General features: G+C 66.0%; 23 protein-coding genes and 1 pseudogene. 15 read left to right on the forward strand and 9 right to left on the reverse strand.

All coding sequences use genetic code 11. The features are described 5' to 3' along the window. Nucleotides 1-202: 202 nt before the first annotated feature. The 7 genes and pseudogenes from ACW4E8_RS19055 to ACW4E8_RS19085 all read left to right on the forward strand — a co-directional run bounded on the left by ACW4E8_RS19055 (nt 203) and on the right by ACW4E8_RS19085 (nt 6,100). Nucleotides 203-1,150, forward strand: a complete 948-nt coding sequence (locus ACW4E8_RS19055) for a hydroxymethylglutaryl-CoA lyase (protein ID WP_456805947.1) — start codon at nt 203-205, stop codon at nt 1,148-1,150. 8 nt (nt 1,151-1,158) lie between these two features. Beyond that, the gene (locus ACW4E8_RS19060) at nt 1,159-2,316 is read left to right on the forward strand and encodes a CaiB/BaiF CoA transferase family protein (protein WP_456805948.1); all 1,158 of its coding nucleotides are present in this window, start codon (nt 1,159-1,161) and stop codon (nt 2,314-2,316) included. A 76-nt stretch (nt 2,317-2,392) separates the two neighbouring features. Then, nucleotides 2,393-3,385: a tripartite tricarboxylate transporter substrate binding protein gene (locus tag ACW4E8_RS19065; RefSeq protein ID WP_456805949.1), complete on the forward strand. Its 993-nt coding sequence runs from the start codon at nt 2,393-2,395 to the stop codon at nt 3,383-3,385. Between the two features lie 102 nt (nt 3,386-3,487). After that, complete coding sequence (locus tag ACW4E8_RS19070; protein WP_456805950.1) at nt 3,488-3,868, forward strand: DUF427 domain-containing protein; 381 nt, start codon at nt 3,488-3,490, stop codon at nt 3,866-3,868. Between the two features lie 106 nt (nt 3,869-3,974). Further along, nucleotides 3,975-4,799, forward strand: coding sequence for an ABC transporter substrate-binding protein (locus ACW4E8_RS19075; RefSeq protein WP_456805951.1), 825 nt, complete (start codon nt 3,975-3,977; stop codon nt 4,797-4,799). A gap of 150 nt (nt 4,800-4,949) precedes the next feature. Next, nucleotides 4,950-5,303 (forward strand): annotated as a pseudogene (locus tag ACW4E8_RS19080) (ABC transporter permease subunit); the annotation flags it as partial. Between the two features lie 281 nt (nt 5,304-5,584). Continuing rightward, nucleotides 5,585-6,100 carry a hypothetical protein gene (locus tag ACW4E8_RS19085; protein WP_456805952.1) on the forward strand — a complete coding sequence of 172 codons (516 nt, stop codon included), beginning with the start codon at nt 5,585-5,587 and terminating at the stop codon, nt 6,098-6,100. 12 nt (nt 6,101-6,112) lie between these two features. Here the strand turns inward: ACW4E8_RS19085 and ACW4E8_RS19090 are convergent, their stop codons facing one another. The 6 genes from ACW4E8_RS19090 to ACW4E8_RS19115 form a co-directional block, all read right to left on the reverse strand. Continuing rightward, the gene (locus ACW4E8_RS19090; protein ID WP_013954006.1) at nt 6,113-6,463 is read right to left on the reverse strand and encodes a hypothetical protein; all 351 of its coding nucleotides are present in this window, start codon (nt 6,461-6,463) and stop codon (nt 6,113-6,115) included. Between the two features lie 67 nt (nt 6,464-6,530). Continuing rightward, the gene (locus ACW4E8_RS19095; RefSeq protein ID WP_456805953.1) at nt 6,531-6,950 is read right to left on the reverse strand and encodes a cupin domain-containing protein; all 420 of its coding nucleotides are present in this window, start codon (nt 6,948-6,950) and stop codon (nt 6,531-6,533) included. A 116-nt stretch (nt 6,951-7,066) separates the two neighbouring features. Continuing rightward, complete coding sequence (locus tag ACW4E8_RS19100; RefSeq protein WP_456805954.1) at nt 7,067-7,885, reverse strand: GntR family transcriptional regulator; 819 nt, start codon at nt 7,883-7,885, stop codon at nt 7,067-7,069. Between the two features lie 89 nt (nt 7,886-7,974). Then, nucleotides 7,975-8,964: an allantoinase PuuE gene (gene puuE, locus ACW4E8_RS19105; RefSeq protein ID WP_456805993.1), complete on the reverse strand. Its 990-nt coding sequence runs from the start codon at nt 8,962-8,964 to the stop codon at nt 7,975-7,977. 38 nt (nt 8,965-9,002) lie between these two features. Further along, complete coding sequence (locus tag ACW4E8_RS19110) at nt 9,003-9,737, reverse strand: aspartate/glutamate racemase family protein (RefSeq protein ID WP_010810757.1); 735 nt, start codon at nt 9,735-9,737, stop codon at nt 9,003-9,005. Between the two features lie 58 nt (nt 9,738-9,795). Then, the gene (locus ACW4E8_RS19115; RefSeq protein ID WP_456805955.1) at nt 9,796-11,319 is read right to left on the reverse strand and encodes an NCS1 family nucleobase:cation symporter-1; all 1,524 of its coding nucleotides are present in this window, start codon (nt 11,317-11,319) and stop codon (nt 9,796-9,798) included. Between the two features lie 308 nt (nt 11,320-11,627). Here ACW4E8_RS19115 and ACW4E8_RS19120 point away from each other — a divergent pair, with 308 nt between their 5' ends. From ACW4E8_RS19120 to ACW4E8_RS19135, 4 genes are all read left to right on the forward strand, one after another. Continuing rightward, on the forward strand, nt 11,628-12,809 hold the full coding sequence (locus ACW4E8_RS19120; RefSeq protein WP_456805994.1) for a CaiB/BaiF CoA transferase family protein: 1,182 nt from the start codon (nt 11,628-11,630) through the stop codon (nt 12,807-12,809). 65 nt (nt 12,810-12,874) lie between these two features. Then, nucleotides 12,875-13,618: a FadR/GntR family transcriptional regulator gene (locus tag ACW4E8_RS19125; protein WP_456805956.1), complete on the forward strand. Its 744-nt coding sequence runs from the start codon at nt 12,875-12,877 to the stop codon at nt 13,616-13,618. Beyond that, on the forward strand, nt 13,615-14,430 hold the full coding sequence (locus ACW4E8_RS19130; RefSeq protein ID WP_456805957.1) for an enoyl-CoA hydratase: 816 nt from the start codon (nt 13,615-13,617) through the stop codon (nt 14,428-14,430). The genes ACW4E8_RS19125 and ACW4E8_RS19130 overlap by 4 nt, the downstream gene beginning before the upstream one ends. Before the next feature lie 83 nt (nt 14,431-14,513). After that, entirely contained in the window at nt 14,514-15,491 is a 978-nt protein-coding gene (locus ACW4E8_RS19135; protein ID WP_456805958.1) for a Bug family tripartite tricarboxylate transporter substrate binding protein, read from the forward strand. A gap of 29 nt (nt 15,492-15,520) precedes the next feature. Here ACW4E8_RS19135 and ACW4E8_RS19140 read toward each other — a convergent pair whose 3' ends face one another. Beyond that, nucleotides 15,521-17,683: a TonB-dependent siderophore receptor gene (locus ACW4E8_RS19140; RefSeq protein WP_456805959.1), complete on the reverse strand. Its 2,163-nt coding sequence runs from the start codon at nt 17,681-17,683 to the stop codon at nt 15,521-15,523. A gap of 276 nt (nt 17,684-17,959) precedes the next feature. On the opposite strand from ACW4E8_RS19140, the gene ACW4E8_RS19145 reads away from it, so the two are divergent. Beyond that, entirely contained in the window at nt 17,960-18,226 is a 267-nt protein-coding gene (locus ACW4E8_RS19145) for a type II toxin-antitoxin system RelB/DinJ family antitoxin (RefSeq protein ID WP_456805960.1), read from the forward strand. Further along, complete coding sequence (locus ACW4E8_RS19150; RefSeq protein ID WP_456805961.1) at nt 18,213-18,503, forward strand: type II toxin-antitoxin system YafQ family toxin; 291 nt, start codon at nt 18,213-18,215, stop codon at nt 18,501-18,503. The genes ACW4E8_RS19145 and ACW4E8_RS19150 overlap by 14 nt, the downstream gene beginning before the upstream one ends. Nucleotides 18,504-18,608: 105 nt before the next feature. Here ACW4E8_RS19150 and ACW4E8_RS19155 read toward each other — a convergent pair whose 3' ends face one another. Next, nucleotides 18,609-20,144 (reverse strand): amino acid permease, encoded by a 1,536-nt coding sequence (locus tag ACW4E8_RS19155; RefSeq protein ID WP_456805962.1) that lies wholly within the window; start codon nt 20,142-20,144, stop codon nt 18,609-18,611. Nucleotides 20,145-20,553: 409 nt separating this feature from the next. Here ACW4E8_RS19155 and ACW4E8_RS19160 point away from each other — a divergent pair, with 409 nt between their 5' ends. Next, complete coding sequence (locus tag ACW4E8_RS19160) at nt 20,554-22,230, forward strand: phospholipase D family protein (RefSeq protein ID WP_456805963.1); 1,677 nt, start codon at nt 20,554-20,556, stop codon at nt 22,228-22,230. Between the two features lie 104 nt (nt 22,231-22,334). Here the strand turns inward: ACW4E8_RS19160 and ACW4E8_RS19165 are convergent, their stop codons facing one another. Next, a complete protein-coding gene (locus tag ACW4E8_RS19165) occupies nt 22,335-23,387 on the reverse strand; it encodes an RNA-guided endonuclease InsQ/TnpB family protein (RefSeq protein WP_456805964.1) in 1,053 nt (350 codons plus the stop codon). Between the two features lie 89 nt (nt 23,388-23,476). On the opposite strand from ACW4E8_RS19165, the gene ACW4E8_RS19170 reads away from it, so the two are divergent. Further along, nucleotides 23,477-24,562, forward strand: a complete 1,086-nt coding sequence (locus ACW4E8_RS19170) for a Zn-dependent alcohol dehydrogenase (RefSeq protein WP_456805965.1) — start codon at nt 23,477-23,479, stop codon at nt 24,560-24,562. Nucleotides 24,563-24,598 lie beyond the last annotated feature (36 nt).

Raw genomic sequence — 24,598 nt, forward strand, 5'->3', positions numbered from 1 at the left:
GTTTCCGGAATGGAATGGTAAGCCTCTTTGGTTGCCGGTAATCATGCATCCGGGAATTCCTGGATGTCGCTGTGCGGCGCCAGGCAGACATTCCGGTTCGGAAGGTTATCGTGCGTAAATCACCGCTTCAGCTCTTGCGCAGAAACTCATAGAGTTCTTCCGTCGCCCCCGCCGCGGGGCGCAAACCGGAAGCCCCTGAATCATGTCTGTTCCCTTTCCCCGCCATGCTGTCATCCGCGAAGTCGGATTGCGCGATGGCCTGCAGAGCATCCGCACCATCCTGCCGACGGCCAGCAAGGAAGCGTGGATTCGCGGCGCGTACGCGGCCGGTCTGCGTGAGCTGGAAGTCGGCTCGTTCGTGCCCGCGCACCTGCTGCCGCAACTGGCCGATACCACGCAGCTGGTCGCGTTCGCGCGCACGCTGCCGGGCCTGTTCGTCTCGGTGCTGGTGCCCAACCTGCGTGGCGCGCAGGATGCGCTGGCCAGCGGTGCGGACCTTATGCTCGTGCCACTGTCGGCCAGCCATGCGCACAGCCTGGCCAACCTGCGCAAGACGCCGGACGAGGTGGTGGCGGAAGTGGCCCGCATCCGTGCCGCGCGCGATGCCAGCGGCGCGAAGACGCTGATTGAGGGCGGTGTCGGCACCGCGTTCGGTTGCACGCTGCAGGGCCATGTCGATCCCGATGAAGTGCTGCGCCTGATGCAGGCGCTGCTCGATGCCGGCGCCGACCGCGTCAGCCTGGCCGATACCGTCGGCTATGCCGATCCGCGCATGGTGCGCGAGCTGTTTGCGCGTGCGCTCGATATAGCCGGCGATCGCTTCTGGTGCGGCCATTTCCACGATACCCGCGGGCTTGGCCTGGCCAACGTCCACGCGGCCCTGGAAACCGGCGTGACCCGCTTTGACGCCTGCCTGGCCGGCATCGGCGGCTGCCCGCACGCGCCTGGCGCCAGCGGCAATGTCACCACCGAAGACCTGGCCTACATGCTCGGCAGCATGGGCATCGACACCGGCATCGATATCGGCCGCCTGCTGGCGCTGCGTGAAGACGTGGCCGGCTGGCTCAAGGACGAAACCCTGCACGGCACGCTGTGGCGCGCCGGCCTGCCCAAGACTTTCCCGGCCCAGCCTGCTGGCGCCGCTGCCTGAGACGCAAGATGACCCAAGACAACAGCAACTCCCTGCCGCTGGCCGGCATCCGCGTGGTCGAATTCACGCATATGGTGATGGGCCCCACCTGCGGCATGATCCTGGCCGACCTGGGCGCCGAAGTGATCAAGGTAGAGCCGCCCGGCGGCGACAAGACGCGCAACCTGCCGGGCCTGGGCATCGGCTTCTTCCGCGCCTTCAACCGCAACAAGAAGAGCGTGGTGCTGGACATCACCACCGAGGAAGGGCGTGCCGCCGCCGCCGAGCTGGCGGGGCAGAGCGACGTGCTGCTGGAGAACTTCCGGCCCGGCCTGATGCAGAAGCTGGGTCTGGACTACGCCACGCTGTCGCGCGCCTATCCGCATCTGATCTACGTCTCGCACAAGGGCTTCCTGCCCGGCCCGTACGAGAACCGGCTGGCGCTGGACGAGGTGGTGCAGATGATGGGCGGGCTGTCCTACATGACCGGTCCCAGCGGACGGCCGCTGCGCGCCGGCACCTCGGTCAACGACATCATGGGCGGCATGTTCGGCGCCATCGGCGTGCTGGCCGCGCTGCGCGAGCGCGACCGCACCGGGCGCGGCCAGGAGATCCAGAGCGCGCTGTTCGAGAACTGCGTATTCCTGGCCTCGCAGCATATGCAGCAGTTCGCCATGACCGGCGAGGCACCGCCGCCGATGCCGTCGCGCGTGTCGGCATGGAGCGTGTATGACGTCTTTACGCTGGCCGGCGACGAGCAGCTGTTTATCGGCGCGGTCAGCGACAAGCAGTTCGTGACGTTGTGCCAGGTGCTGGAGCATCCGGAGCTTCTCGACAAGCCCGAGTACGCCAGCAATGCCTCGCGCGTGGCGGTGCGTCCGCAACTGCTCGATGAGTTGGGCGCGATCCTGCGCCACCACCGCAGCGCCGAACTGGCGCCCAAACTCGAAGCCGCCGGCATCCCCTATGCGCCGATCGTGCGCCCTGACCAGTTGCTCGACGATCCGCACCTGCTTGCCAGCGGCGGGCTGGTGCCGATGCAGGCCGACGACGGCTCGACCACGCCCACGGTGCTGCTGCCGCTACTGATGGGCGGGCGCCGCCCGGGCGTGCGCCGGCCGCTGCCCAGGGCCGGCGAGCACAACGAAGAGATCCTGTCGCAGCTCGGCCAGGGCCGCACCGGCTGACCGGTACCACGACGGGCATGCCGCGGCACAGCGGCAGCCCGCAAAGATCCTACGATAACGATACGGAGACAACCCCATGCACCCCCGTCGCATCCTTCTCAAGTCAGGGCTGGCGCTGGCTGCCACCATGGCCGCCGCGCTGGCCGCGCCCGGCATCGGCGCGCTCGCGCAGGGCAGCACCGGCAAGCCGGTGCGCCTGATCCTGCCGATCAGCGCCGGTTCCGGCGTGGATACCATCGCGCGCGCGGCCGGCCCGGCGCTGGGCAAGGCCTTTGGCCAGCCGGTGGTGATCGAGAACCTGCCCGGCGCCGGCGGCATCACCGGTGCCGCGGCCGTGGTCAAGGCGCAGCCGGACGGCAGCACGCTCGGGCTGGTCTCGAACAACCATGTCATCAACCCGAGCGTGTTCCGCACAATGCCGTTCGATGCCATCAAGGACATCACCCCGATCAGCGTGATCGGCACCACGCCGCTGGTGCTTGTGGTGAATCCCAAGGTGCCGGCGAAGAACGTGAAGGAACTGGTGGCGCTGCTCAAGGCCAAGCCCGACGGCTACAACTACGGGTCGTCCGGCAATGGCACCATCATCCACCTGGCCGGGGAGATGTTCCTGGACGAGGCCGGCGTGAGCGCGCGCCACGTGCCGTACAAGGGCACCGGGCCGATGATGAACGACCTGATCGCCGGACAGGTGGAGCTGGGCGTGGTCGCGCTCAACGCGGTGGCGCCGCACCTGAAGGCCGGCACACTGCGCGCGATCGGCGTGTGCGGCGACAAGCGCTCGGCCGCCGCGCCGGATATTCCCACCATCGCCGAACAAGGCTTGCCCCACTACAACGTTGCCGGCTGGTTTGCCGTGGTCGGCCCCGCCGGCATGCCGCCGGCAGAGGTAAAGCGCGTGCATGACGCATTTGCCAGGGCCTTCACCTCGCCCGAAGTGCTGGAAGCCATGAAGAAGCAGGCCACCGTGATCGCACCCGGCACACCCGAGGCGGCCGCCAGCTTCTTCCGCAGCGAGGCCACGCGCTATGCCGCACTGGTGAAGAAGGCCAACGTCAAGGTCGAATAGCGGCCAGCAGGGCTGAATCGTCGGGCACGGCCTGCAGGCCGCGCAGCGAAGGCCTAGAATGCAGCATCGCCCCCGTGACGATGCCCTGCAGGAGGACGCGCCATGACCGACAAGCCAGTCAGGATCCCCGGCCCCGACCACCCGATCACCATCACGCCGACGGCCGGCAGGGTCGTGGTCAGGGTGGCGGGCATTGCCATTGCAGACAGCGACGCGGCGCTGACCCTGCAAGAGGCGACCTACCCGCCGGTGCAGTACATCCCGCGCGAGCATGTCGACATGACGCAGCTGGAGCGTACCGCGCACACGACGTACTGCCCATACAAGGGCGATTGCAGCTACTTCTCCGTCTCCGCCGGCGGCGAGCGCGCGCGCAATGCGGTGTGGAGCTATGAGGCGCCTTACGCCGCGGTCGCGGCGATCGCCTCGCACCTGGCCTTCTATCCGGACCGCGTCGACAGCATCGAGATCCTCGGCGCCTGAGCGCGCGCCGCCCGGCATGGCGGCATATCCATCTGCGAAACCATTCGTTCCCTGCCGGGGCGCGCACCGCTATCGTCTGCCCATCCAGACTTCAGTGAGCGCTTCCATGTCCTTCCGTTCCTTCCTGCTGCGCGGCGCCATCGTCGCCGGCGTTGCAGTCATGGCCTCTGGTACCGCGCTGGCGGATCGCCTCGACGATATCCGCAAGGCCGGCGTGCTGCGCGTGGGCGTGTTCGATGCCAACCCGCCGTTCGGCTTTGTCGATCCGAAGACGCATGCGCCGGCTGGCCTGGATGTCGACTATGCCAATGAGATTGCCAGCCGCCTTGGCGTCAAGGCGGAGTTCCGCGCCACCAACCCTGCCAACCGCATTCCGCTGCTGGCCTCACAGAAGGTGGATATCGTCGCGGCCAACTTCACCATCACCGATGAACGGCGCCAGCAGATCGGCTTCTCCACGCCCTACTTTGCCAGCGGGCTGCAGTTCATCGCAAAGAAGGGGGCGCTGCGCCAGCCCGATGACCTGAAGGCCTGGCGCCTGGGCGTGGACAAGGGCACCACGCAGGAAACCACGCTGCGCCAGCGCTACCCCGAAGCGCGCGTGATCGCCTATGACGATTCGCCGCTGGCGCTGCAGGCGCTGCGCACCGGCGCGATCCAGGCCTTTGCGCAGGACGGCGCCAAGCTCGGCGCGCTGCTGGCCACGCTGCCCAACCGCGACCAGTTCGAGATCTCGCCCTTCACGCTGACGCGCGAGTACATGGGCGTGGGCGTGCCCAAGGGCGAGGAGCGCCTGCAGGCCGCCATCGACCAGATCCTGCTGGACCTGGAAAAGAACGGCACGGCCGCGCGCATCTACGACAAGTACTTCGGGCCGAGGAGCCAGGCGCCGCTGGCGCGCGACTTCACCATCGGCAGCACGGTCAAGTAAGCACGCCACAGCCTGATCGCCCCTGACGCATGGTTTCCATACTCTGGCAGTTGTTGCCGGCCAAATACCTGCACTGGCTGCTCGGCGGCTTTGCCATGACGGTGGCGCTGTCGCTGGCGGTGTTCGTGCTCGGCTGCGCGCTGGCCGCGGCTGCGAGCGGTGCCGGTGCTGATGCTGATGCTGATCTTCTGGACTTACTTCCTGCTGCCCATGCTGGCCGGCGTGCAGGTCAGCGAAGTGCTGACCGTGGTGCTGGCGCTGGGCATGTCGCGCACGCAGGCACTCTGGCATGTGGTGCTGCCGCAGGCGCTTCGCGCCATGCTGCCGTCCCTGGCCAACACCTGGGTGGCGCTGACCAAGGATACGTCGCTGGCCTATATCGTCGGCGTCAGCGAGTTGTCGACGCTGGCCACGCAGGTCAATGGCCGCAGCATGGGCTATGCCGCGGAAGTGTTCGCAGCGGTTGCGCTGCTCTACTTCGTGCTGTGCGTGGTGATCGAGGCAGGCGCCGCTGCGTCGCCTGCAGGGATCGCACGGACGCGGCCGGGCCGAGGTCGCGGTTGCGCGCCAGGCCATGGCGCAGTCTGCAAGGGCCGGTGCCCCGATGCTCTGACATCGGCAAAGGCAGGTGCCCCGCGGCTGCCGCCATCCTTGCAATCCCCGCAAGCTTCGCCTTACATGAAGGCTTGCTGTTGCGGCCCGCCCCCCGCGCAACTCGCTTTGTCTTGCGCGCCGCCACGCCTGTCCAGATCCATTGCGGCACCCACCCGGCTGGAGGCACCATAATGCTCGGACTTACGCAGCTTGGCATCATCCATACCTTGATCAGTCTGGCGGCACTGGCCTGCGGCCTGGTGGCGCTCTCGCGCACCGGCATGGTGCGCCTGCATACCCGGCTTGGACTGGCCTATGTCATCGGCACCGTGCTGAGCTGCCTGACCGGGTTTGGCATCTTCCAGCACGGCGGATTCGGCAAGCCCCATGTGCTGGGCATTGTCACGCTGCTGGTGCTGGCCGTCGCGGTCTACGCGGCACGCGGTGCGTTCGGGCGCATGAGCCGCTACGTGGAGGTGGTGTCGCTGTCGCTGACGGTGTTCTTCCACTTCATCCCGGGCCTGACCGAGACCGGCACGCGCCTGCCGGTGGGCAATCCGGTATTTGCCAATGCGGAAGCGCCGGAACTGAAGGCGATCGTCGGCGTGCTGTTCCTGGTATTCCTGGCGGGGGCGGTGCTGCAGGTGCGCTATCTGCGACGCCAGCCAGGAGCAGGCGCAGGATCGTTCCCGGGCCGAATAGCGTGACTGTCGGGCGCCCTAGGGGCCGAGTGCCGCGTCGATCATGGCCACGGCCAGCCCGACCAGCAGCGCAACCGCCGACGCGATGAACCATCGCACGGTCTTGCGGTACTCATCCACCGCATCGTCCTCGATGCGTAGCGCGCGGTAGAGCGCCACGATCTGCAGCGACACCGCGGCCAGCAGCGATACCGCGGCGAACAGCGCGCGCAGGTTCCAGTGGCCGGGACTCTCGAAGCCCCAGAACCGCCAGAACGCCAGCGAGAAGCCGAGCAGCACTGTGATCGCGGTGATGATGCCCTGGCGGTAGCCGTTGGGCACCAGTTGCGGCGCAGGCTTGGGCGCAGCCGCTGGCTCGGGAGCATTCATCAGGCGCCTCCGTGATAGTGTTGCGGGGCCGCAGTCCGAGCCGCAGCCCTGCCGGTACGTCGCGGGCTCAGCTTCGGTTCTCCGGCAATTGCACTACGGCCAGCGTGGCATCGGTACTACCGATGACCCTGCTGACATGCCCCTTGCCCGTGGTGTCGTCCAGCAACAGCGCACTGCCCGCCGACAGCGGTCGCCGCTCGCCATCGCTGGCTTCGAACTCCATCGCACCAGCCAGCAGGAAGATCCACATGCGCAGCGGCGACGGGTGCAGTGCGCCGACCCAGCCGGCCGGCACCAGCAGGAAGCCCTGGCGCGCGGCTTCGTCCAGCGGCGACACCCAGAAGGCGCGCGCGGGCGGCGCGAACAGGCGCTCGGTGATGGCAACGGAAAGGGGGGCGAAGTGGGATTCGCCGGCGGCATCCGCGTAAAGTCGTTCGAAGGCCAGCGGTGCACGGGCGGTTGTGACGGGTTCGGCAGTGACAGCCATGGCGCACCTCCCTGCGGCGCATTGCGCGCGGCATTGTTATCCAGCCAGTCTAGGCTGCCGGACGCGGAGTGCAATGCCGGCCATGAGGCGCGCGCTGGCGCCCCCGGCACCGTGCTTCAACCCTTGCTGAAGATGCTGTAGAAGTCCGGGGCGCCGCTGTCGGGCACGCTCAGGTCGAGCGAAGCTTCGATGTGTTCCAGGTGTTCCGCCATCAGCGCGCTGGCGCGCGCGGCGTCGCGCTGCTCGATGGCGTCGATCAGCTGGCGGTGCTCATGCTCGGCGCAGGCCGGCGCGCCGGGGCGGTCGTACAGCGTGATGATGAGGCAGGTCAGCGACACCATCTCGCGGATCAGCTTTTCGAGGATGGCATTGCCGGCCATCTCGGCCAGCAGGATATGGAATTCCCCCGACAGGCGGATCATCGCGGCGCGGTCGCCGCGTGCGCGCGCGTTGTCTTCTTCCATCGCATGACGGCGCAGGCTGCGGACTTTGGCCGGTGTGGCACGCTGGGCCAGTTCGGCCGCCAGCGCGGGCTCGACCACGCGGCGCGCCTGGAACACCTCGCGCGCCTCGTCCACCGTGGGGCTGGAGACAAAGGCGCCGCGGTTGGGTACCAGCGTGACCAGCTTCTCATGCGCCAGGCGCGCGAAGACCTGGCGGATGCGGGCCCGGCTGGCGCCGGTCACCTCGCACAGCCGTTCCTCGACCAGCTTGGTGCCGGCCAGCAGGCGGTGCTCCATGATCGCGGTCAGCAGGCTGAGGTAGATGGCCTCGGTGGCGGAAGCCTCGCTGGCGGCGGCCTCCGGGCCGGCACTTTCCTCCGCTGCAGCATTGGCGGCGGACTTTGGTGCCGTTTTCAGTGTTGCCTTGGACGCGGGCCGGCGCGGCGTTTTTGCTGCCGCGCCGGGCGCCGCCTTCTTCGATGTGGTTGCCATATCAGGGGACGGACATTCAGCCTGTCGCCGGAAATGGCGACGAAAGACGGCTATATCGTACACAAATATGGCGACACGGACGGCATTTGTCAGGCCGGCGCGGTTTCCTCGCGCATCGTGCCCACGGCTGCGGCGCCACCGGCGGCTTCGAACGGGTGCACCTGCGCCCAATGCCGGGCGATGTCGACGCGGCGGCAGATCCACACCTTGTCGTGTCCCTGCACATAGTCAAGGAAGCGCTGCAGCGCGCGGAAGCGGCCCGGGCGGCCGAGCAGGCGGCAGTGCATGCCGATCGACAGCATCTTGGGGCGGTCCTGTCCGCTCGGGTCGCCTTCCTCGTACAGCACGTCGAACGCGTCCTTCAGGTACTGGAAGAACTGTTCGCCGGTATTGAAGCCCTGCGGCGTGGCAAAGCGCATGTCGTTGGAGTCGAGCGTGTACGGCACCACCAGGTGCGGCTTCTTCTCGCCGCCGGTGACTTCCACCTCGGTCCAGAAGGGCAGGTCGTCGCCGTAGTAGTCGGAGTCGTACAGGAGGCCGCCGTGCTCCACCACCAGGCGGCGCGTGTTGGGGCTGTCGCGGCCGGTGTACCAGCCCAGCGGCAGCTCGCCGGTCAGGTCCTTGATGATCTGCATGCCGATGCGCATGTGCTCGCGCTCGGTGGCTTCATCGATGCCCTGGTAGTGGATCCAGCGCCAGCCGTGGCAGGCGATCTCGTGGCCCAGTTCGACAAAGGCGCGGGTCAGTTCCGGATGGCGTTGCAGCGCCATCGATACGCCGAAGATGGTCAGCGGCAGGCCGCGCTTTTCGAACTCGCGCAGCAGGCGCCAGACGCCGGCGCGCGAGCCGTATTCATAGATGCCCTCCATGCTCATGTGGCGGTCGGGGTAGGCCGCGGCGCCGACGATCTCGGAGAGGAACTGCTCGGATGCGGCGTCGCCGTGCAGCACGCAGTTTTCGCCGCCTTCTTCGTAGTTGAGCACGAACTGCAGCGCAACGCGCGCGCCACCCGGCCAGCGGGCGTGCGGCGGCCGGGCGCCGTAACCGGTGAGATCGCGTGGATAGCGGGACTGGAGCATGGTGATGGAGTCGGAAATGGATCGGGAAGTCATACGGTTCAGTTCAACGCATAAGGGGCCAGCATGCCCGCATACGCCTTGGGCAGCGGCCGCGCCCAGTCGCCGCGCTTGCTGGTGCCCAGGCGCACCGAGACCAGCGCCTCGGCCATCTTGACCGCGCACACCACGCCGTCGATCACCGGCGCGCCGATGGCGTCGGCGATCTCGTCGCACAAGTCGGTCATGCCGGCGCAGCCCAGCACGATGCATTCGCTGCGGTCTTCAACCAGCGCCTGGCGGCAGGCCTCGGTGATGATGCGGCGCGCGTCCGAGCCCGGGCGCTCCAGTTCCAGCACCGGCAGGTCGCAGGCGCGCACGTTGTTGCAGAAGCGCTTCATGCCGTAGCGCTCGGCCAGGTGCCAGGCGATATTGCAGGTGCGCGCCAGCGTGGTCACCACGCTGAAGCTGCTGCCGACCACGCTGGCCATATGCATGGCGGCCTCGGCAATGCCGATCACCGGTCCGCGCGCCACCTCGCGGGCGGCGTACAGGCCGGGGTCACCGAAGCAGGCAATGACGTAGCCGTCCACGCCTTCCTGCTCGCCGGCCAGGATCTCGTCGAGGATGCCGGGCACGGACAGGGCCTCGTCATAGTGGCTTTCAATGGAAGCCGGGCCCATGCGCGGGCTTACCGCGCTGATGCGCGTGCCCGGTGCCGCCACGGCGACGGCGCACTGCCCGATCTTGTCGGTCATGCTCTGGGTGGTATTGGGGTTGATGATCTTCAGCTTCATGGACGCGGCTCTGCTAAGTGCGGTCGAAATCGTGCAGTCGAAAGAATGGTTCCGGGGATCAGGCCTGGCTGGCGGCGTGGCTGCCGAAGTGGCCGGGCATCATGCGCGGCGCCAGTTGCCGGTACAGCACCAGCGCAATGCCCATGCCGATAAACCAGCTGTAGTTGGCCGCGGGCTGCCAGGCCGGCACCACCACGCACAGGATCGGGATGATGGCCGCCGGGATCATGGTGGTCACGGCCGCCGGGTTGAAGCCGTTGCGGTACCAGTAGCGGCCGCGCGGGTTCAGCGTGTACAGGTCGTCGACATCGACATGCTGGCGGCGCACCAGGTAGAAGTCGGCAATCAGGATGCCGAACAGCGGGCCGATGAAGGCGCCCAGTATGTCCAGCGTGTAGTGGATCACCGCCGGGTTGTTGTACAGGTTCCACGGCGTGATGAAGATCGATGCCACGGCCGCGATCATGCCGCCGGTGCGCCAGCTGATGTGCTTGGGCGAGACGTTGGAGAAGTCGAATGCCGGCGAGACAAAGTTGGCGACGATATTGATGCCGATGGTGGCGGTCATGAAGGTGAACGCGCCCAGCAGCATGGCGAAGGTGCTGTCGATATGGCTGACGGTCTCCACCGGGTCGGTGATCAGCTTGCCGAACACCGGCAGCGTGGCCGAGGTGGTGATCACGGTCAGCAGCGAGAAGCCCAGGAAGTTGACCGGCAGGCCCCAGAAGTTGCCGCGCTTGACCGACTTGAAGTCCTTGGCGTAGCGAGAGAAGTCGCCGAAGTTCAGCATCGGGCCGGAGAAATACGACACCACCAGCGCGATCGCGCTCAGCATCACCGGCACCGCTTCCCAGCCGGTGTATTTGACGAAGCTCAGCGTGAAATTGACGTTCTCCCAGCTGGCCTTTTTCACCAGCCAGATCGCCAGCGCGATCATCACCACGTACACCGCCGGGCCGGCCCAGTCGATGAACTTGCGGATGGTCTCCATGCCGGTCCAGAACACCAGCGCCTGCAGCACCCACAGCACCATGAATGCGCCCCAGCCCAGCGTGGAGAGCCCGGCAAAACCGTGCAGCTTCACGTCGGCATACGGCGCCAGCGCGGGGAAGAAGTGCAGCGCCAGCAGCAGGAAGGCGCTGGAAGCCAGGTAGGTCTGGATGCCGTACCACGCCACTGCGATCAGCCCGCGGATCACCGCCGGGATATTGGCGCCGAGCACGCCGAACGAGGCCCGGCAGATCACCGGATAGGGCGTGCCGGTCACCTGGCTGGGCTTGGCCACCAGGTTGCAGAAGAATTGCACGATCAGGATGCCGACCAGCAGCGACACCAGCACCTGCCAGCTGGTCAGCCCCAGCGCGAACAGGCTGCCGGCGGTGATGTAGCCGCCCACGCTGTGCACGTCCGACATCCAGAAGGCAAAGATGTTGTAGGTGCCCCAGGTCTGCTTGCGCAGCGGCGCCAGGTCCTCATTGGTCAGGCGTTCGTCATAGCCCGGCTTGATCAGGGCGTTGCCGTGTGCGGCATGCCCCGCCTGCGCCTGCGATGCGTCGGTGGGCGTTGCGGTCGTTTGCATCATCTGAGTCTCCTGGCAGATGTGTGTCTTGACGATAGGCGACGTGCGGCCGTTGGGCTCTTTGGTGTGCGCCGATGGAAAGCTGGTTTTTACTGTCTACTAAATTGTCTACAAAATTGACTAAGTGTGTAGACGATGTTGTAGATCACGGGTTCGTGATTGTCAACATTCGTTTTCCCTGAAGTCTTCTCGCCCAATCACGGATCTGCTCACGGGTTTACCCCCGGCTTGTTTCGTGCGGATCCTGAATATAGGATGTCCAACATCCCATCTGTAGATGGGCTGGCAAAGAGACAAAATTGGAGACAACTGTGGGGCATGGTCCGCTTTCCCGATTCACCGTACTCGACCTCACGCGCGTGCGCTCCGGTCCGGCCGCCGTCCGCCAGTTTGCCGACTGGGGTGCGACCGTCATCAAGATCGAAGAGCCGGGCCAGGCGCCCGATGACAAGCCGGGCGGTTCGGCGCAGTTTGCCGACTACCAGAACACTCATCGCAACAAGCGGAGCATTACGCTCAACCTCAAGCATCCGGAGGGGCGCGCGCTGTTCCTGGAGCTGGTGCGCAAGGCCGATGTGGTGGTGGAGAACTACCGGCCCAACGTGAAGTTCAAGCTGGGCATCGACTATGAGTCGCTGCGCAAGGTCAATCCGCGCATCGTCTATGGCAGCGTATCGGGGTTCGGGCAGGATGGTCCGTACCACGAGCGCCCGGGCCTGGACCAGATCGCGCAAGGGATCTCCGGCATGATGTCGGTCACGGGCGAACCCGGGCGCGGACCGATGCGGGCGGGGATTCCCGTTGCGGACCTGACCGCCGGCCTGTTCTGCGCGATCGGCCTGATGGTGGCGCTGCTGGAACGCGAAGTGTCTGGCCAGGGCCAGTGGGTGCAGACCTCCCTGCTGCAATCGCAACTCTGGATGATGGACTTCCAGGCCATGCGCTGGCTGATGAACGGCGAGGTGCCGGGCCAGAGCGGTAACGATCATCCCACCAGCAGCCCGACCGGCGTGTTCCCGACGCAGGATGGCTACATGAATATCGCCGCCATGGGCAACGACATCTTCGCGCGGCTGTGCAAGGTGCTTGAGGTGCCTGAACTCATCGCGGACGAGCGCTTCCTGACGGTGCCGTTGCGTGCCCGCAATCGGCCGGCGCTGAACGCCGCGATCGCCGAGCGCACACGCACCCGCACCACCGAGGAGTGGATCAGCCGCATGAATCGCGAAGGGGTGCCGTGCGGCCCCATCCTCAGCATGAACGAGGCCTTCGCCGATCCGCAGGTCGAACATCTGCGCATGCGCCAGCCCATCGAGCACCCCAGGCTGGGCACGATCTCCGTCGTCGGCCAGCCGGTGATCCTGAGCCGGACCTCGCTGGGGGAACTGGCACCGGCACCGGAGAGCGGTGAGCATAACCACGACGTGTACCGCTCGCTGCTCGGCCTGGATCCGGCCCGGATCGAAGCGCTTGTGGCGCAGGGGGTCATCTGATTGGGCGCTACCATATCCGCCATGATTGCCCCGCTTCCGGGGCCACAGACATGACGGAGATTCTGATGAAGGCCCAACTTGGCATGGAGATTCGCGGATTCACGAGCCTGCGCCGGCCGGACAACCTGCCCGACGAGATCGCGCACCAGATCCGCCAGCGCATCCTGGACGGCACCCTGGCCCACGGGCAGCAACTGCCCACGGAGAACGAGCTGGCCACCGCGTTCGACGTGAGCCGCAATGTCGTGCGCGAGGCCATCGCGCGCCTGAAGCTGGCCGGCTACGTTGAAACCCGGCGCGGCACCGGCACGTTCGTGGCGCAGGGCATCGGGCAGCGCAACTTCGAGATCGTCACCGACGAACTGTTGCATGAGGATGCGCTGGAGCATGTCTTCCAGCTGCGTCTCGAGATCGAATCGGGCGCCGCCGCGCTGGCGGCGCGGTTCCGCACGCCTGAGCAGCTGGAGGCGCTGCGACTGGCGCTGGCGAAGGTCGATGAAGCGGGCGGAGACTGGGAAAAGGGCGCGGACACCGCACTCGATTTCCACCTCGCGGTGGGCAACGCAACCAACAACCCGTACTTCATTCGCTTGATGGCGCATCTGAGCCATGTTCTCCACGACTCCGTGCGCACGCTGCGTTCCACCTCGACCGGGACCAAGCGCATCGCGGAGATCGAACAGGAGCACCACGCGATCTTCGATGCCATTGCCGCGGGGAACGCCGACCGCGCGCGCGCCGCCATGCGCTACCACTTGACCAACGGCATTGAAAGACATAAGGCCCGAGCGCCTGGAAAGACAACATGACCACGACACGCATACTGCAAGGCGAGATTACCGATACCCTGCTGGTGGAAAAACGCGGCCGCACCGGCTGGATTACCTTCAACGACCCTGGCCGCCACAACGCCGTCTCGTTCGACATGTGGGCGGCACTGCCCAAGGCGCTCGCAGCGTTCGAGCAGGACGACGAAGTGCGCTCGGTAGTGCTGACCGGCGCCGGAGAGCGCGCCTTCGTGAGCGGGGCGAATATCGCGCAGTTCGACAACCTGCGCTCCGGCGAGGAGGCCGTTGCGGCCTACGAACAAGTGGCCGAGGCCGCCCAGCTGGCCCTCTACGACTACGCCAAGCCGACCCTTGCCAGGATCAAGGGCTATTGCATCGGCGGCGGCCTGAATATCGCCCTGTGCTGCGACATCCGGATCGCGTCGTCCGACAGCACCTTTGCCATCCCGGCTGGCAAGCTCGGCCTGGGTTACCGGCTCACCGCGATCCGGAATCTGGTCAGCACGGTCGGCGCCGCCAATGCGCTCGAAATCTTCCTTACGGCCAACCGCTATTCGGCGGCCGACGCCAAGACCCTTGGCCTGGTCCATCACGCGACCGATGCGGCTGACCTCGACGCGGCGCTGCAGACGCGCCTGGACCAGATTGCCGCCAACGCGCCCCTCACGCTGCGCGCCGGCAAACGCATGATTCGTCAATTGCAGCAGCTGGGCCCGGAGGTCGATATCGCGGGCATGCAGCAGCTCGTCATGCAGTGCTTCGCCAGCGACGATTACTGCGAGGGCAAGCGCGCCTTCGCCGAGAAGCGCAGCCCCGCCTTCAAGGGCCAATAAGCGTTGCATCCCGGAGATCCGGGAATACCGGCAATACCGCCACGCATGACGTGGGGACACATACAAAAGAGAGGAGACATGGCATGAACACGAAGCAGAGGCTTGTCCTGGCGATGGCCGTGGCCGGCCTGGGCCTGGCAGGGCACGCGGCGGCCCAATATCCGCAACAGCCCATCCGTATCGTGGTGGGCTATGCGGCCGGGGGCACCACCGACATCCTGGCGCGGGCGCTGGCCGAACAGCTGGCCAGCGAGCTGAAGCAGTCGGTGATCATCGAGAACAAGCCCGGCGCGGCCGGCAACTCGGCCGCCGCCTATGTGCAGCAGTCGGCCCCGGATGGCTATACGCTGTTCATGGCAACCGTGTCGAGCCACGGCATCAACCCAGCCCTGTACAAGAAAACGCTGGGCTACGAGCCGGTCAGCGGCTTTGCGCCCGTCAGCATGGTCGCCTCGATCCCGCTCGTGCTGATCACGACCCCGAACCTGCCCGCCAGGAACGTGCCTGACCTGGTGGCGCTGGCCCGGAAGAAGTCGGGAGAGCTGAACTACGCATCCAGCGGCAACGGTTCGCCGGTCCACCTGGCCGGCGCGATGTTTGCCCAGAGCGCCAATGCCAAGCTGGTGCATGTGCCGTATCGGGGCGGCGCGCTTGCCAATACTTCGGTGATCGCCGGCGAGACGCAACTGAGCTTCGCCACGCTACCTGGCGCCCTGCCGCAGGTGAAGGCCGGCAGGCTGCGCGCCATCGCCGTGACCACCAGGGAGCGGTCGCCGCAACTGCCGGATGTTCCCGCCATGCGTGAGGTGCCGGGCTTCGGCAGCTTCGAGATCAATACCTGGAATGCATTGCTGGCACCGAAGAATACGCCCCAGCCGGTGATCGATGCGCTGAACAGGGCCGTCGCCAAGTCACTGGCGTCGCCGAAGCTTATTCAGCGCTTCAACGGGGAAGGGGCGACGCCGGCCAGCAGCACCCCGGCTGAGCTCAGCCGCTTCGTCAACGCCGAGCTGGCCAAATGGGCTGGCGTCGTGAAAGACCTGAACGTCAAGGTTGACTGAAGGCAGGCGGCCTTGCGGTCCGGTCAATCTCAATAAGCAATCTTCGCCGTCAGGCTCACGCTGCGCGGATCGGCCGGCTGGATGTAGTTCTCGTACTGGAAGCCCCAGTAGCGCTTGTTGGTCACGTTGTTCAGCGCGGCGCGCAGCGTCAGGTCCTTGCCGGCGACGCGGGTGTTGTAGCTCGCGCCGAGATTGAACACCGTGTAGCCGCCGGCCTCCAGCGTATTGCCCGCGTTCAGCTTGGTATTGCCGGTGTACTTGCCATCGACACCAAGGCGCAGGCCCGGCACGAACGGCACGCGGTAGCTGATGCGTCCCGCCAGCACCAGGTCAGGCGCACCGGCGACGCGCTTGCCGTTGTTGGCCATGCCCTTGTCGTAGTACGAGTCCAGGTACATCGCGCTCGCGCCGAATTCCCACTGCGAGCCCAGCCGGTACACGCCGGCCAGCTCCAGCCCCTGGTAGATCGAGGTGCCGTCCTGCTGGCGCGTCGGCACGCCGCCGTTGATGCTGTCGTACTCGGCGCCGCGCTCGATGCGGAAGGCGGCGGCGGTGGCGCTCCAGGCGGCCTGGTCGGCCTTGACGCCGATCTCATACTGCTTGCTGCGGATCGGGCTGAGCAGCTGGCGCGCGTTGGTGTAGCCATCCGGCACGATCGAGCCGGGCTCCAGCGCTTCCACGTAGCTGGCGTAGACCGTGGCCGTGGGCACCGGCTTGAACATCAGCGCCAGCGTGGGCGTGACCACGCCGTTCTTGCTGTAGCTGGACGTCACCGGCACATAGCCGTTCTGCTCGAAGTTGGTCACGCGCAGGCCGGCCAGCACCGACCAGCGCTCGCTCAGCTGCACGGTGTCGCTGGCGAACACCGACTTCTGCGTAATGTCGCTGTTGCGCACCTTGTTGAAGGCGGTCGAGCTGTAGTACGTGTTGGTGTTGGGCTCGAAGATGTTGCCGGTGCCGATGACGGCGCCGAAGCCGTTGTTGTCATAGCGGTCGATCTGCTTCTGCCACGACAGGCCCGCCACCAGCTGGTGGCCGAACGGCCCGGTGCGGAACTTGCCTTCGAGCATCGCCTGCCATTGCCCCACCTGCTGGTTCTGCGCGGTGTCGTAGCGCTGGTCGTTGTAGTCGCCGGCCTGGTTCAGCAGGTTGTAGGTGCTTTCGTTGCGGCTGCGGTTGACCTTGGTGAAGCTGTAGTTGGTGCTGACTGCCCAGTCCGGATTGATCTGGTAGCGCAGGCCGGTGCTGTACAGCTGCAGGTTGGTGTTCAGGTGCTGGTCGGCACCGGCGAAGTTGCGGATGCGGCCGGACACCGCGGCCGGCAGGGCCGTGTCGCCGTAGCTCCACAGGCTGAACGACGGCATCTGGCCAGTGGCGCGGCGGTCCTGGTAGATCGAGTCGAAGGTCCAGGTCAGGTCCTTGGTCAGGCGCGCATCCAGGCCCAGCGAGACGCTGTCGCGCTTGATATTGCGCGCGTTGTAGGGCGTGCCTTCCTCGTGCGTCACGTTCAGGCGGTAGCCGAACATATTGTTCGGGCCGGCGCGCCCGCCCAGGTCGGCGTGCTCGCTCCAGACATTGGCGGCGCGGTAACCCAGTTCGAATGAGGCGGTGAAGGTGTCGGTCGGCTTCTTGGTGACATAGTTGACGATGCCGCCCGGAGTGGCGAAGCCGTACATGAAGCCCGGCAGCCCCTTGAGCAGTTCCACCTGCTCCATATGCTCGTACGGCAGCGTGATGCCGTAGGCGATGAACGGCAGCCCGTTGATCTTGAAGCCGTTCTGCCAGTCGATCTGCAGGCCGCGCACGCTCAGGTAGCTGGACCAGCTGTTGTAGCCGTTGCCGTTGTCGCTGACCGACGCATCCATCGCAAACACATCGCCCAGCTTGGCCACCTGGCGGTCGGCCAGGTCTTCGCCGGTGACGATGGTGGTGGAGTACGGGGTGTCGAGCTGCGTGCGCGAGCCCAGCGCGCCGGTGCTGGCCTTTTTCTCAAGCTGCAGGCCGGAATCGTCGACGGCCGAGGCGCTGACGGTCACCGCGGGCAGCGACTGCCCATCCGCTAGCGCCGCGGCTTGCTGCGCCAGCGCGGCGGTTGCCGGAAAGCCGGCCAGGACGGCCAGTTGCGCCAGCACGGCGAGATGGCGGGGTTTGGGTGCGCGCAGGCGCGCGGCGCGAATGACTTGGCGGCTCATGAGGGGACAGCAGGAGACAGGCGGGCCTGTATGTAAATTTAGATACAAATGCGAATTATTCGCATTTAGGAAAAGGCCGAATGATGCTAGCGTTGGGATAGGGCGTCAAGGCACCACATGAGCTTTGTGGTTGAAAACAACGAGGAGGCGCCATCGAACTGGCGCTGTAGCTCATTTGAGCTACACTGTGAATACGTCTGGGACGGACAAATCTCAAACTGTCCGAGATCTCCAGTTATCCGTTCTCCACTTCGCTATTGTTTGCAGGAGCCTGTCATGTCCGCTTCGACTTTTGTCCGCGCCCGTATCGACGCTGAAATCAAGGAAGAGGCCGCGATCGTTCTGGAAGCAATGGGGCTGACGGTTTCAGACGCCGTGCGCATGCTTTTGACGCGCGTGGCACGTGAAAAGGCATTGCCTGTGGAACTGATGACTCCCAATCCAGCAACCATTGCGGCGCTAAGAGAGGCGCGGGCCGGTGGCCTCCGCAAGTTCGGGTCGGTGAGCGACCTGATGGCGGATCTCAACGATGAGGACGATTGAACGGACGACCCAATTCAAGCGCGATTACAAGCGCGAACTCAGAGGGCCGTTCAAGGCACTGCTGCAAAGCCCGGCTGGTGACTGGTTTGCAATCCTGACTGCCTTGGCGAGTGACGTATCGCTGCCGGACAAGTTTCGCGACCATGCGCTTGGCGGCCAGTGGAAGGATTTCCGGGATTGCCATGTTCGGCCAGACCTTTTGCTGATCTATCGGAAGCCAGACCCTTGGACACTGCAACTTGTCCGGCTTGGGTCGCACAGCGAGCTGGCCTTGTAGCCAGCAGTCCAGGCCGCCAGCAAAAGAAAAGCGCGCGGCACAAGCAGTGCCGCGCGCTTTTTTGCATTTATGTACTGCTGGTTGTGAAGCGCCCGGGAATGGCGCTTATTCACCGGTTGCCGGTACGGCGGCGCGCGCCGGGGCGGCATCGCTTCTGGCCGGCAGGGCGGGGAATTCCATGTCGGCATAGGACACGAAGCGCGTCTTGCGCGCAATGCGGTAGCCCAGCCAGATCAGGAGGAAGATCGGGATGCCGATATAGGTGGCGGCCACGCTGACCCAGTCGATCTTTCCGCTGGTGAAGGCCTGGTAGTTCTGGCCCAGCGTGACGATCAGGCACAGCGCAAAGGCGAAGATCGGCCCGTAGGGGAAGAACGGCGAGCGGTAAGGTAGCCGGTCCAGGTCCAGCCCCTGCGCGACAAAGCCCTTGCGGAAGCGGTAATGGCTGACCGCAATGCACAGCCAGGCGATAAATCCGGTCATGCCGGACAGGTTCAGCAGCCACAGGTAGACCGACCTGCTTTCGAACAGCGAGGTGAGGAAGCACAGCGCGCCCACCGCGGTGGTGGCCAGCAGCGCCATTAGCGGCACGCCGTTGCGCGTCAGCTGCGCAAAGATGCGCGGCGCGCGGCCTTCGGTGGCCAGGTTGTACAGCATGCGGGTAGAGGCATACATGCCCGAGTTGCCAGCCGACAGCACCGCGGTCAGGATCACCGCGTTCATCACGCCTGCCGCAAAGGCCAGGCCCGCATGGCGGAACACCAGCGTGAACGGGCTTACGCCCACGGTCTGCACGTCGTTCTTGAGCAGGTTCGGGTCGGTGTAAGGGATCAGGATGCCGATGATCAGGATCGCCAGCACATAGAACAGCAGGATGCGCCAGAACACCTGGCGCACCGCGCGCGGGATGTTCTTGGCGGGATCGGCCGATTCGCCGGCGGCGACGCCGATCAGCTCGGTGCCCTGGAACGAGAAGCCGGCGATCATGGCCACGCCGATCAGCGCCGGCAGGCCGCCGACGAAGGGCGCATCGCCGGTGGTCAGGTTGGCCAGCCCGTGCGCGGCCGATACATCGCCGCGCAGGATGCCGAAGATCATCAGCGTGCCGATGCCGATAAAGGCGATTACCGTCACCACCTTGACCAGCGCGCACCAGTACTCGGCTTCGCCGAAGCCGCGCACCGAGATCGCGTTGAGCAGGAACATCAGGCCCAGGAACAGCGCGCTCCACAGCACGCCGGGCGTGTCGGGGAACCAGTACTGCATCACCAGCTGGGCCGCGGCCAGCTCCACCGCGATGGTCACCGCCCAGTTGTACCAGTAGTTCCAGCCGAGCGCGAAGCCGAAGCCTTCATCGACATAGCGCGCGCCATAGGTGGCGAACGAGCCCGACACCGGCATATAGGCCGCCAGCTCGCCCAGGCTGGTCATCAGGAAATAGACCATTGCCCCGATCAGGATATAGGCGGCCAGCGCGCCGCCGGGGCCGGCCTGCGCGATGGTGGCGCCCGAGGCCACGAACAGTCCCGTGCCGATCGAGCCGCCGATGGCGATCATGGTGAGATGGCGTGCCCGCAGGGTGCGGCGCAGCGTCGGCGCGGGGGCGCCGGAAGAGGTGGGTTGGGAAGGTTGGCTTGACATCAGGATCCGGTCTGGGCGCGCGCCAGGCAAAAAAGGCGCGAAGGCGCGCAACTATGCCGGCATCGCCGAGAGGCGGCAAGCCGCGCCGAAGCGCCAGCCGCATGGGTCCCGGCGGCCCGCCGCCAGTGCCGCCTCCCGGTTCTACCGGCCCGTATATTGGGCGGCATCATAAGAGAAATCGCTGTGCAGGGAAAGCCGCTGCGCGGGCTGTGCGCCGCCCGGTGTGCCGCATCCGCCGCGTGGCGCATTGCTTGTGCGTGAGGTGTAGGACAAACACCCGGCGTGGAACAGGAATGGCACCGCTGCCGCGGCCACGGCGCGCGGTATATCGTGCGAAGTAGCAGGCGCTGCATGCCGGCCGGCGCGCGGAGCCAGCCCCATCCCATCCCGCCGCAGGGGGACCTCACGGATGTTCCAGACGCTCTGCCATGTCCCGTTCGATACCCGGCCACGCGGTGCCGCGGGGCATGCGGGCGCCAGCCGCTGCCGGGGCCTGCGCCGGCTGACGGCGGTGATGCTGGGGTCCGCGCTGGCGGCCGGGGTGCTGGCAGGGTGCGCCAGCCTGCCGGCCTCGGCGCAGCGCACCCCCTCGAGCGCCCCGGCCAGTACCGCCGATACCCCGCTGGGCAAGGTGCTGGCGCCGCGCCTGGCGCAGCGCCCCGGCGAGTCGCTGTTCTATCCGCTGTCGTCCGGGCCCGATGCCCTCGCTGCGCGGCTGGCGATGGCGCGTGCGGCGCAGCGCAGCCTGGACCTGCAGACCTATATCTTCGAGACCACCGGCACCGGCGCCGCCGTGCTGGGCGACATCATCGACGCGGCCGACCGCGGCGTGCGCGTGCGCATGCTGCTCGACGACTTGCATACCGGCGGCATGGACCAGATCCTGTCGGCCATCGATTCGCATCCCAATATCGAGGTGCGCCTGTTCAATCCCTTTGCCAACCGCAGCGTGCGCTGGCTGGAAATGCTGGCCGGCTTCAAGCGGCTGGACCGGCGCATGCACAACAAGTCGATGACGGTGGACAACCAGATGTCGCTGGTGGGCGGGCGCAATGTCGGCGATGCCTACTTCTCCGCGCGCACCGACATGGACTTCAGCGACCTCGATGTGCTGATTGCCGGACCGGCGGTGCCGCAGGTGTCGGCCGTATTCGATGAATACTGGAACGACCAGTCCTCATACCCGGTGGTGGCGCTGATCCCAGCAGGCAAGGAAGCGCCGGTTGAGATGCGCAGCCTGCGCAAGGGTCTGGAAGCACGCGGCGACCAGGCGGTCGCCAGCCCCTACGTGAAGGAATTGCTGGAGTCGGGCCTGGCCAAGGGCATCGAGAGCGGCCATATGCCTGCTTTCAGCGGCAAGGCTGTCGTGGTCTCCGACAAGGCGGCCAAGATCACGCACCAGACCGACGACGATCCCGGGCGCGCCACGGCCCGGCTCGAGCAAATGATCAACGGCGCGCAGAAGGAAGTGCTGCTGATCTCGCCGTACTTTGTGCCGGACGACGACGGCGAGGCCTGGCTGATCGCCCTGGCAAAGCGCGGCATCCGCGTGCGCATCCTGACCAACTCGTTTGCCGCCACCGATGTCAGCCCGGTGCATGCCGGCTATGCCCCGCACCGGCTGGCGCTGGTGGCCGCGGGCGTTGAGCTGTATGAGCTCAAGCCCAGCGCCTACGCCGAACTGGCAAGCAGCGGCAAGGCCGCGCGCGGTTCGCGCTCGCGCTCATGGCTGTCGTCCAGCCGCGCCAGCCTGCATGCCAAGAACTACATCGTCGACCGGCGCCTGGTATTCATCGGCTCGCTCAACATGGATCCGCGCTCGGCCAAGCTCAATACCGAGATGGGCATCGTGCTGGACAGCCCGGCGCTGGCCGAGCGCATGATCAAGTCCACCGAGAACGGGCTGCTCGACATGGCCTACCGCGTCGGGATGCAGACCGATGGCGACGGCGGCAACCGGCGCCTGACCTGGACCACGCGCGAGAAAGGGCAGCTCATGGTCTATGACAGCGAACCCGGCATGGGCCCGCTGCAGCATCTGGGCATCGGCGTGCTGCGCGTGCTCCCGATCAAGGAAGAGCTGTAAACCTGGCTGCGGTGCTGCACCGCGCCTTTCCTGAACCCGGGTTTGGGCGTATGGTTTTCCGCTTCGTTGCTGCCGCAAAGGAGCTTCTTGACGTCCTCCCCTGCCTAAAGGCAGGGGATTCCCACACCTGGCGATGCACGTCCGCATCGGAGAATGTTTAACGCAGCATTGGTATCACGGTCATGCACGACACCACATCTACTGCAGGTCCACTCTCTTATTCGCAGTCCTGCGATACCTTTCGGCCGCGTCGCGCTGTCCTTCGAACCGCACGCCGAACAGGACTGGGTAGAACCGCTTTCGTTCACTTCCTCAAACGTGGCTCCGTGCGCAATCGCTTTGTAGCGGAGCTTGTCCCGGAAGGACGACCAGGATGCGTCGTAGACGCTCTTCGCCATCTTGGTTTTGGCGAGTTTCAAAGCCGACACGTTGCCGACCGCGATGTAATCGAAGCGCCGGACGAGCTCGAACGCAAGCTTGTGCTGGAAGTCGGCGCGGGCATTCGCCACCTTGGCATGCAGCTTGGCAATATGCCGCTTGTGCTTTCGCGCACGCTGCGCCTTCGCCAGTCTTTCGGCGGCATGCCGGCCAAAGCGGTCATTGGGGAGCTTCTCGCCGGTCGAGAGCGTCGCGAAGTCCTTCAAACCAAGATCGATGCCGACGCCAGTTTGAATCGGGCGTGCCGGCATATCAGCAACCTCTATCACGATGTTGAGAAACCAGTTCCCGCGCGAATCCTGCGCAAAGTTGCTGCCGTCCCTGACCTTGCCTTCGGGCAACAGGCGACTATTGAACACGCGGAAGGTATGCCCGGCAAAGCGAAACGCCTCGCCCTCTCGTTTCAAATCGCGGCCCTTCATGGGCACCCATCCAAGGCTCTTCCTACCGCGGTATCGCAAGTAAGGACGGCGATGCTGGCTGCGCGATTTCGCGTACTGCTCGCATGTCGCGTTGACCGTGCCGGAATGGATGCCGAGTTCCTTTCTGCTGCCCGTGGTCAGCACGTTCAGATCGAACCCGCTCGGCCACTTCTTCCCCCATTTGAGCGCGTGCCTCTGCGTGTCATTGCAGAAGTTCCAGACGTAGTTCACCGCGCGGCTCTGCTTGTTGAGCAGGCCGTTGAGCGACTTCACCCGGTAGCGGTAGACACGAATCATGCCGCTCATTCTAACGTGGGAATGCCGCCTCTCGGCGGCGCTCCTTTCACTCCCCGCCATGAATGGCGAGGTTTCTCGGAGCAAATCTGATGAAAGCCGCTGTCCTGCATCAACCCAAGACCCCGCTGGTGATCGAAGACGTTGCCATCGGCAAGCCCGGCCCGCGCGAGGTGCTGGTGCGCACCGCCGCCGTGGGCGTGTGCCACTCGGACCTGCATTTCCTGGACGGTGCCTACCCGTACCCGATGCCGGCGATCCTGGGCCACGAGGCCGCGGGCGTGGTCGAGCAGGTCGGCGCCGAAGTGCGCACGGTCAAGCCCGGCGACCACGTGATCACCTGCCTGTCGGCGTACTGCGGCCACTGCGAGCACTGCCTGACCGGCCACCTGTCGCTGTGCACCGAGCCCGATACCCGCCGCCGCGAAGGCGAGGAGCCGCGCCTGATGGCCCGCCAGGGCGGGCCGATGAACCAGTTCCTGAACCTGTCGGCGTTCGCCGAGCAGATGCTGATCCATGAGCACGCGCTGGTGGCAATACGGCGCGACATGCCGCTGGACCGCGCCGCGCTGATCGGCTGCGCGGTCACCACCGGCATGGGCGCGGTGATCCATACCGCGAAGGTGCAGCCGGGCGAGACCGTTGCCGTGATCGGCTGCGGCGGCATCGGGCTGGCCACGGTCAACAGCGCTGCCATTGCCGGCGCCGGGCGCATCATCGCCATCGACCGCGTGCCGGCCAAGCTGGAGCTGGCGCGCAAGTTCGGCGCGACCGACGTGATCGACGCCGGCAATGCCGATGTGCCGGACGCCGTGCGCACCCTCACCGGCGGCGGCGTGCACCATGCCTTCGAGGCCATCGGCCTGAAGCAGACCACCGAGCAGGCCTTTGCCATGCTGCGCCGGGGCGGCACCGCCACGGTCATCGGCATGATCGCGCCGGGCGTCAAGATCGAACTGAAGGGCAGCGATTTCCTGGGCGAGAAGCGCATCCAGGGATCGCTGATGGGTTCCAACCGCTTCCCGGTGGACATGCCGCGCATGGTGGACTTCTACATGGCCGGCCGCCTGCACCTGGACGAACTGATCGCGCAGCGCCTGCCGCTGGAGCGCATCAACGATGCCTTCGACGAACTGCGCCGCGGCGAGCTGGCGCGCTCGGTGATCCTGTTCGATTAAGGGCCACTGCCCACAGCGCCATTGTTCGCGCTGTGG

Source organism: Cupriavidus sp. CP313 (assembly GCF_054072015.1).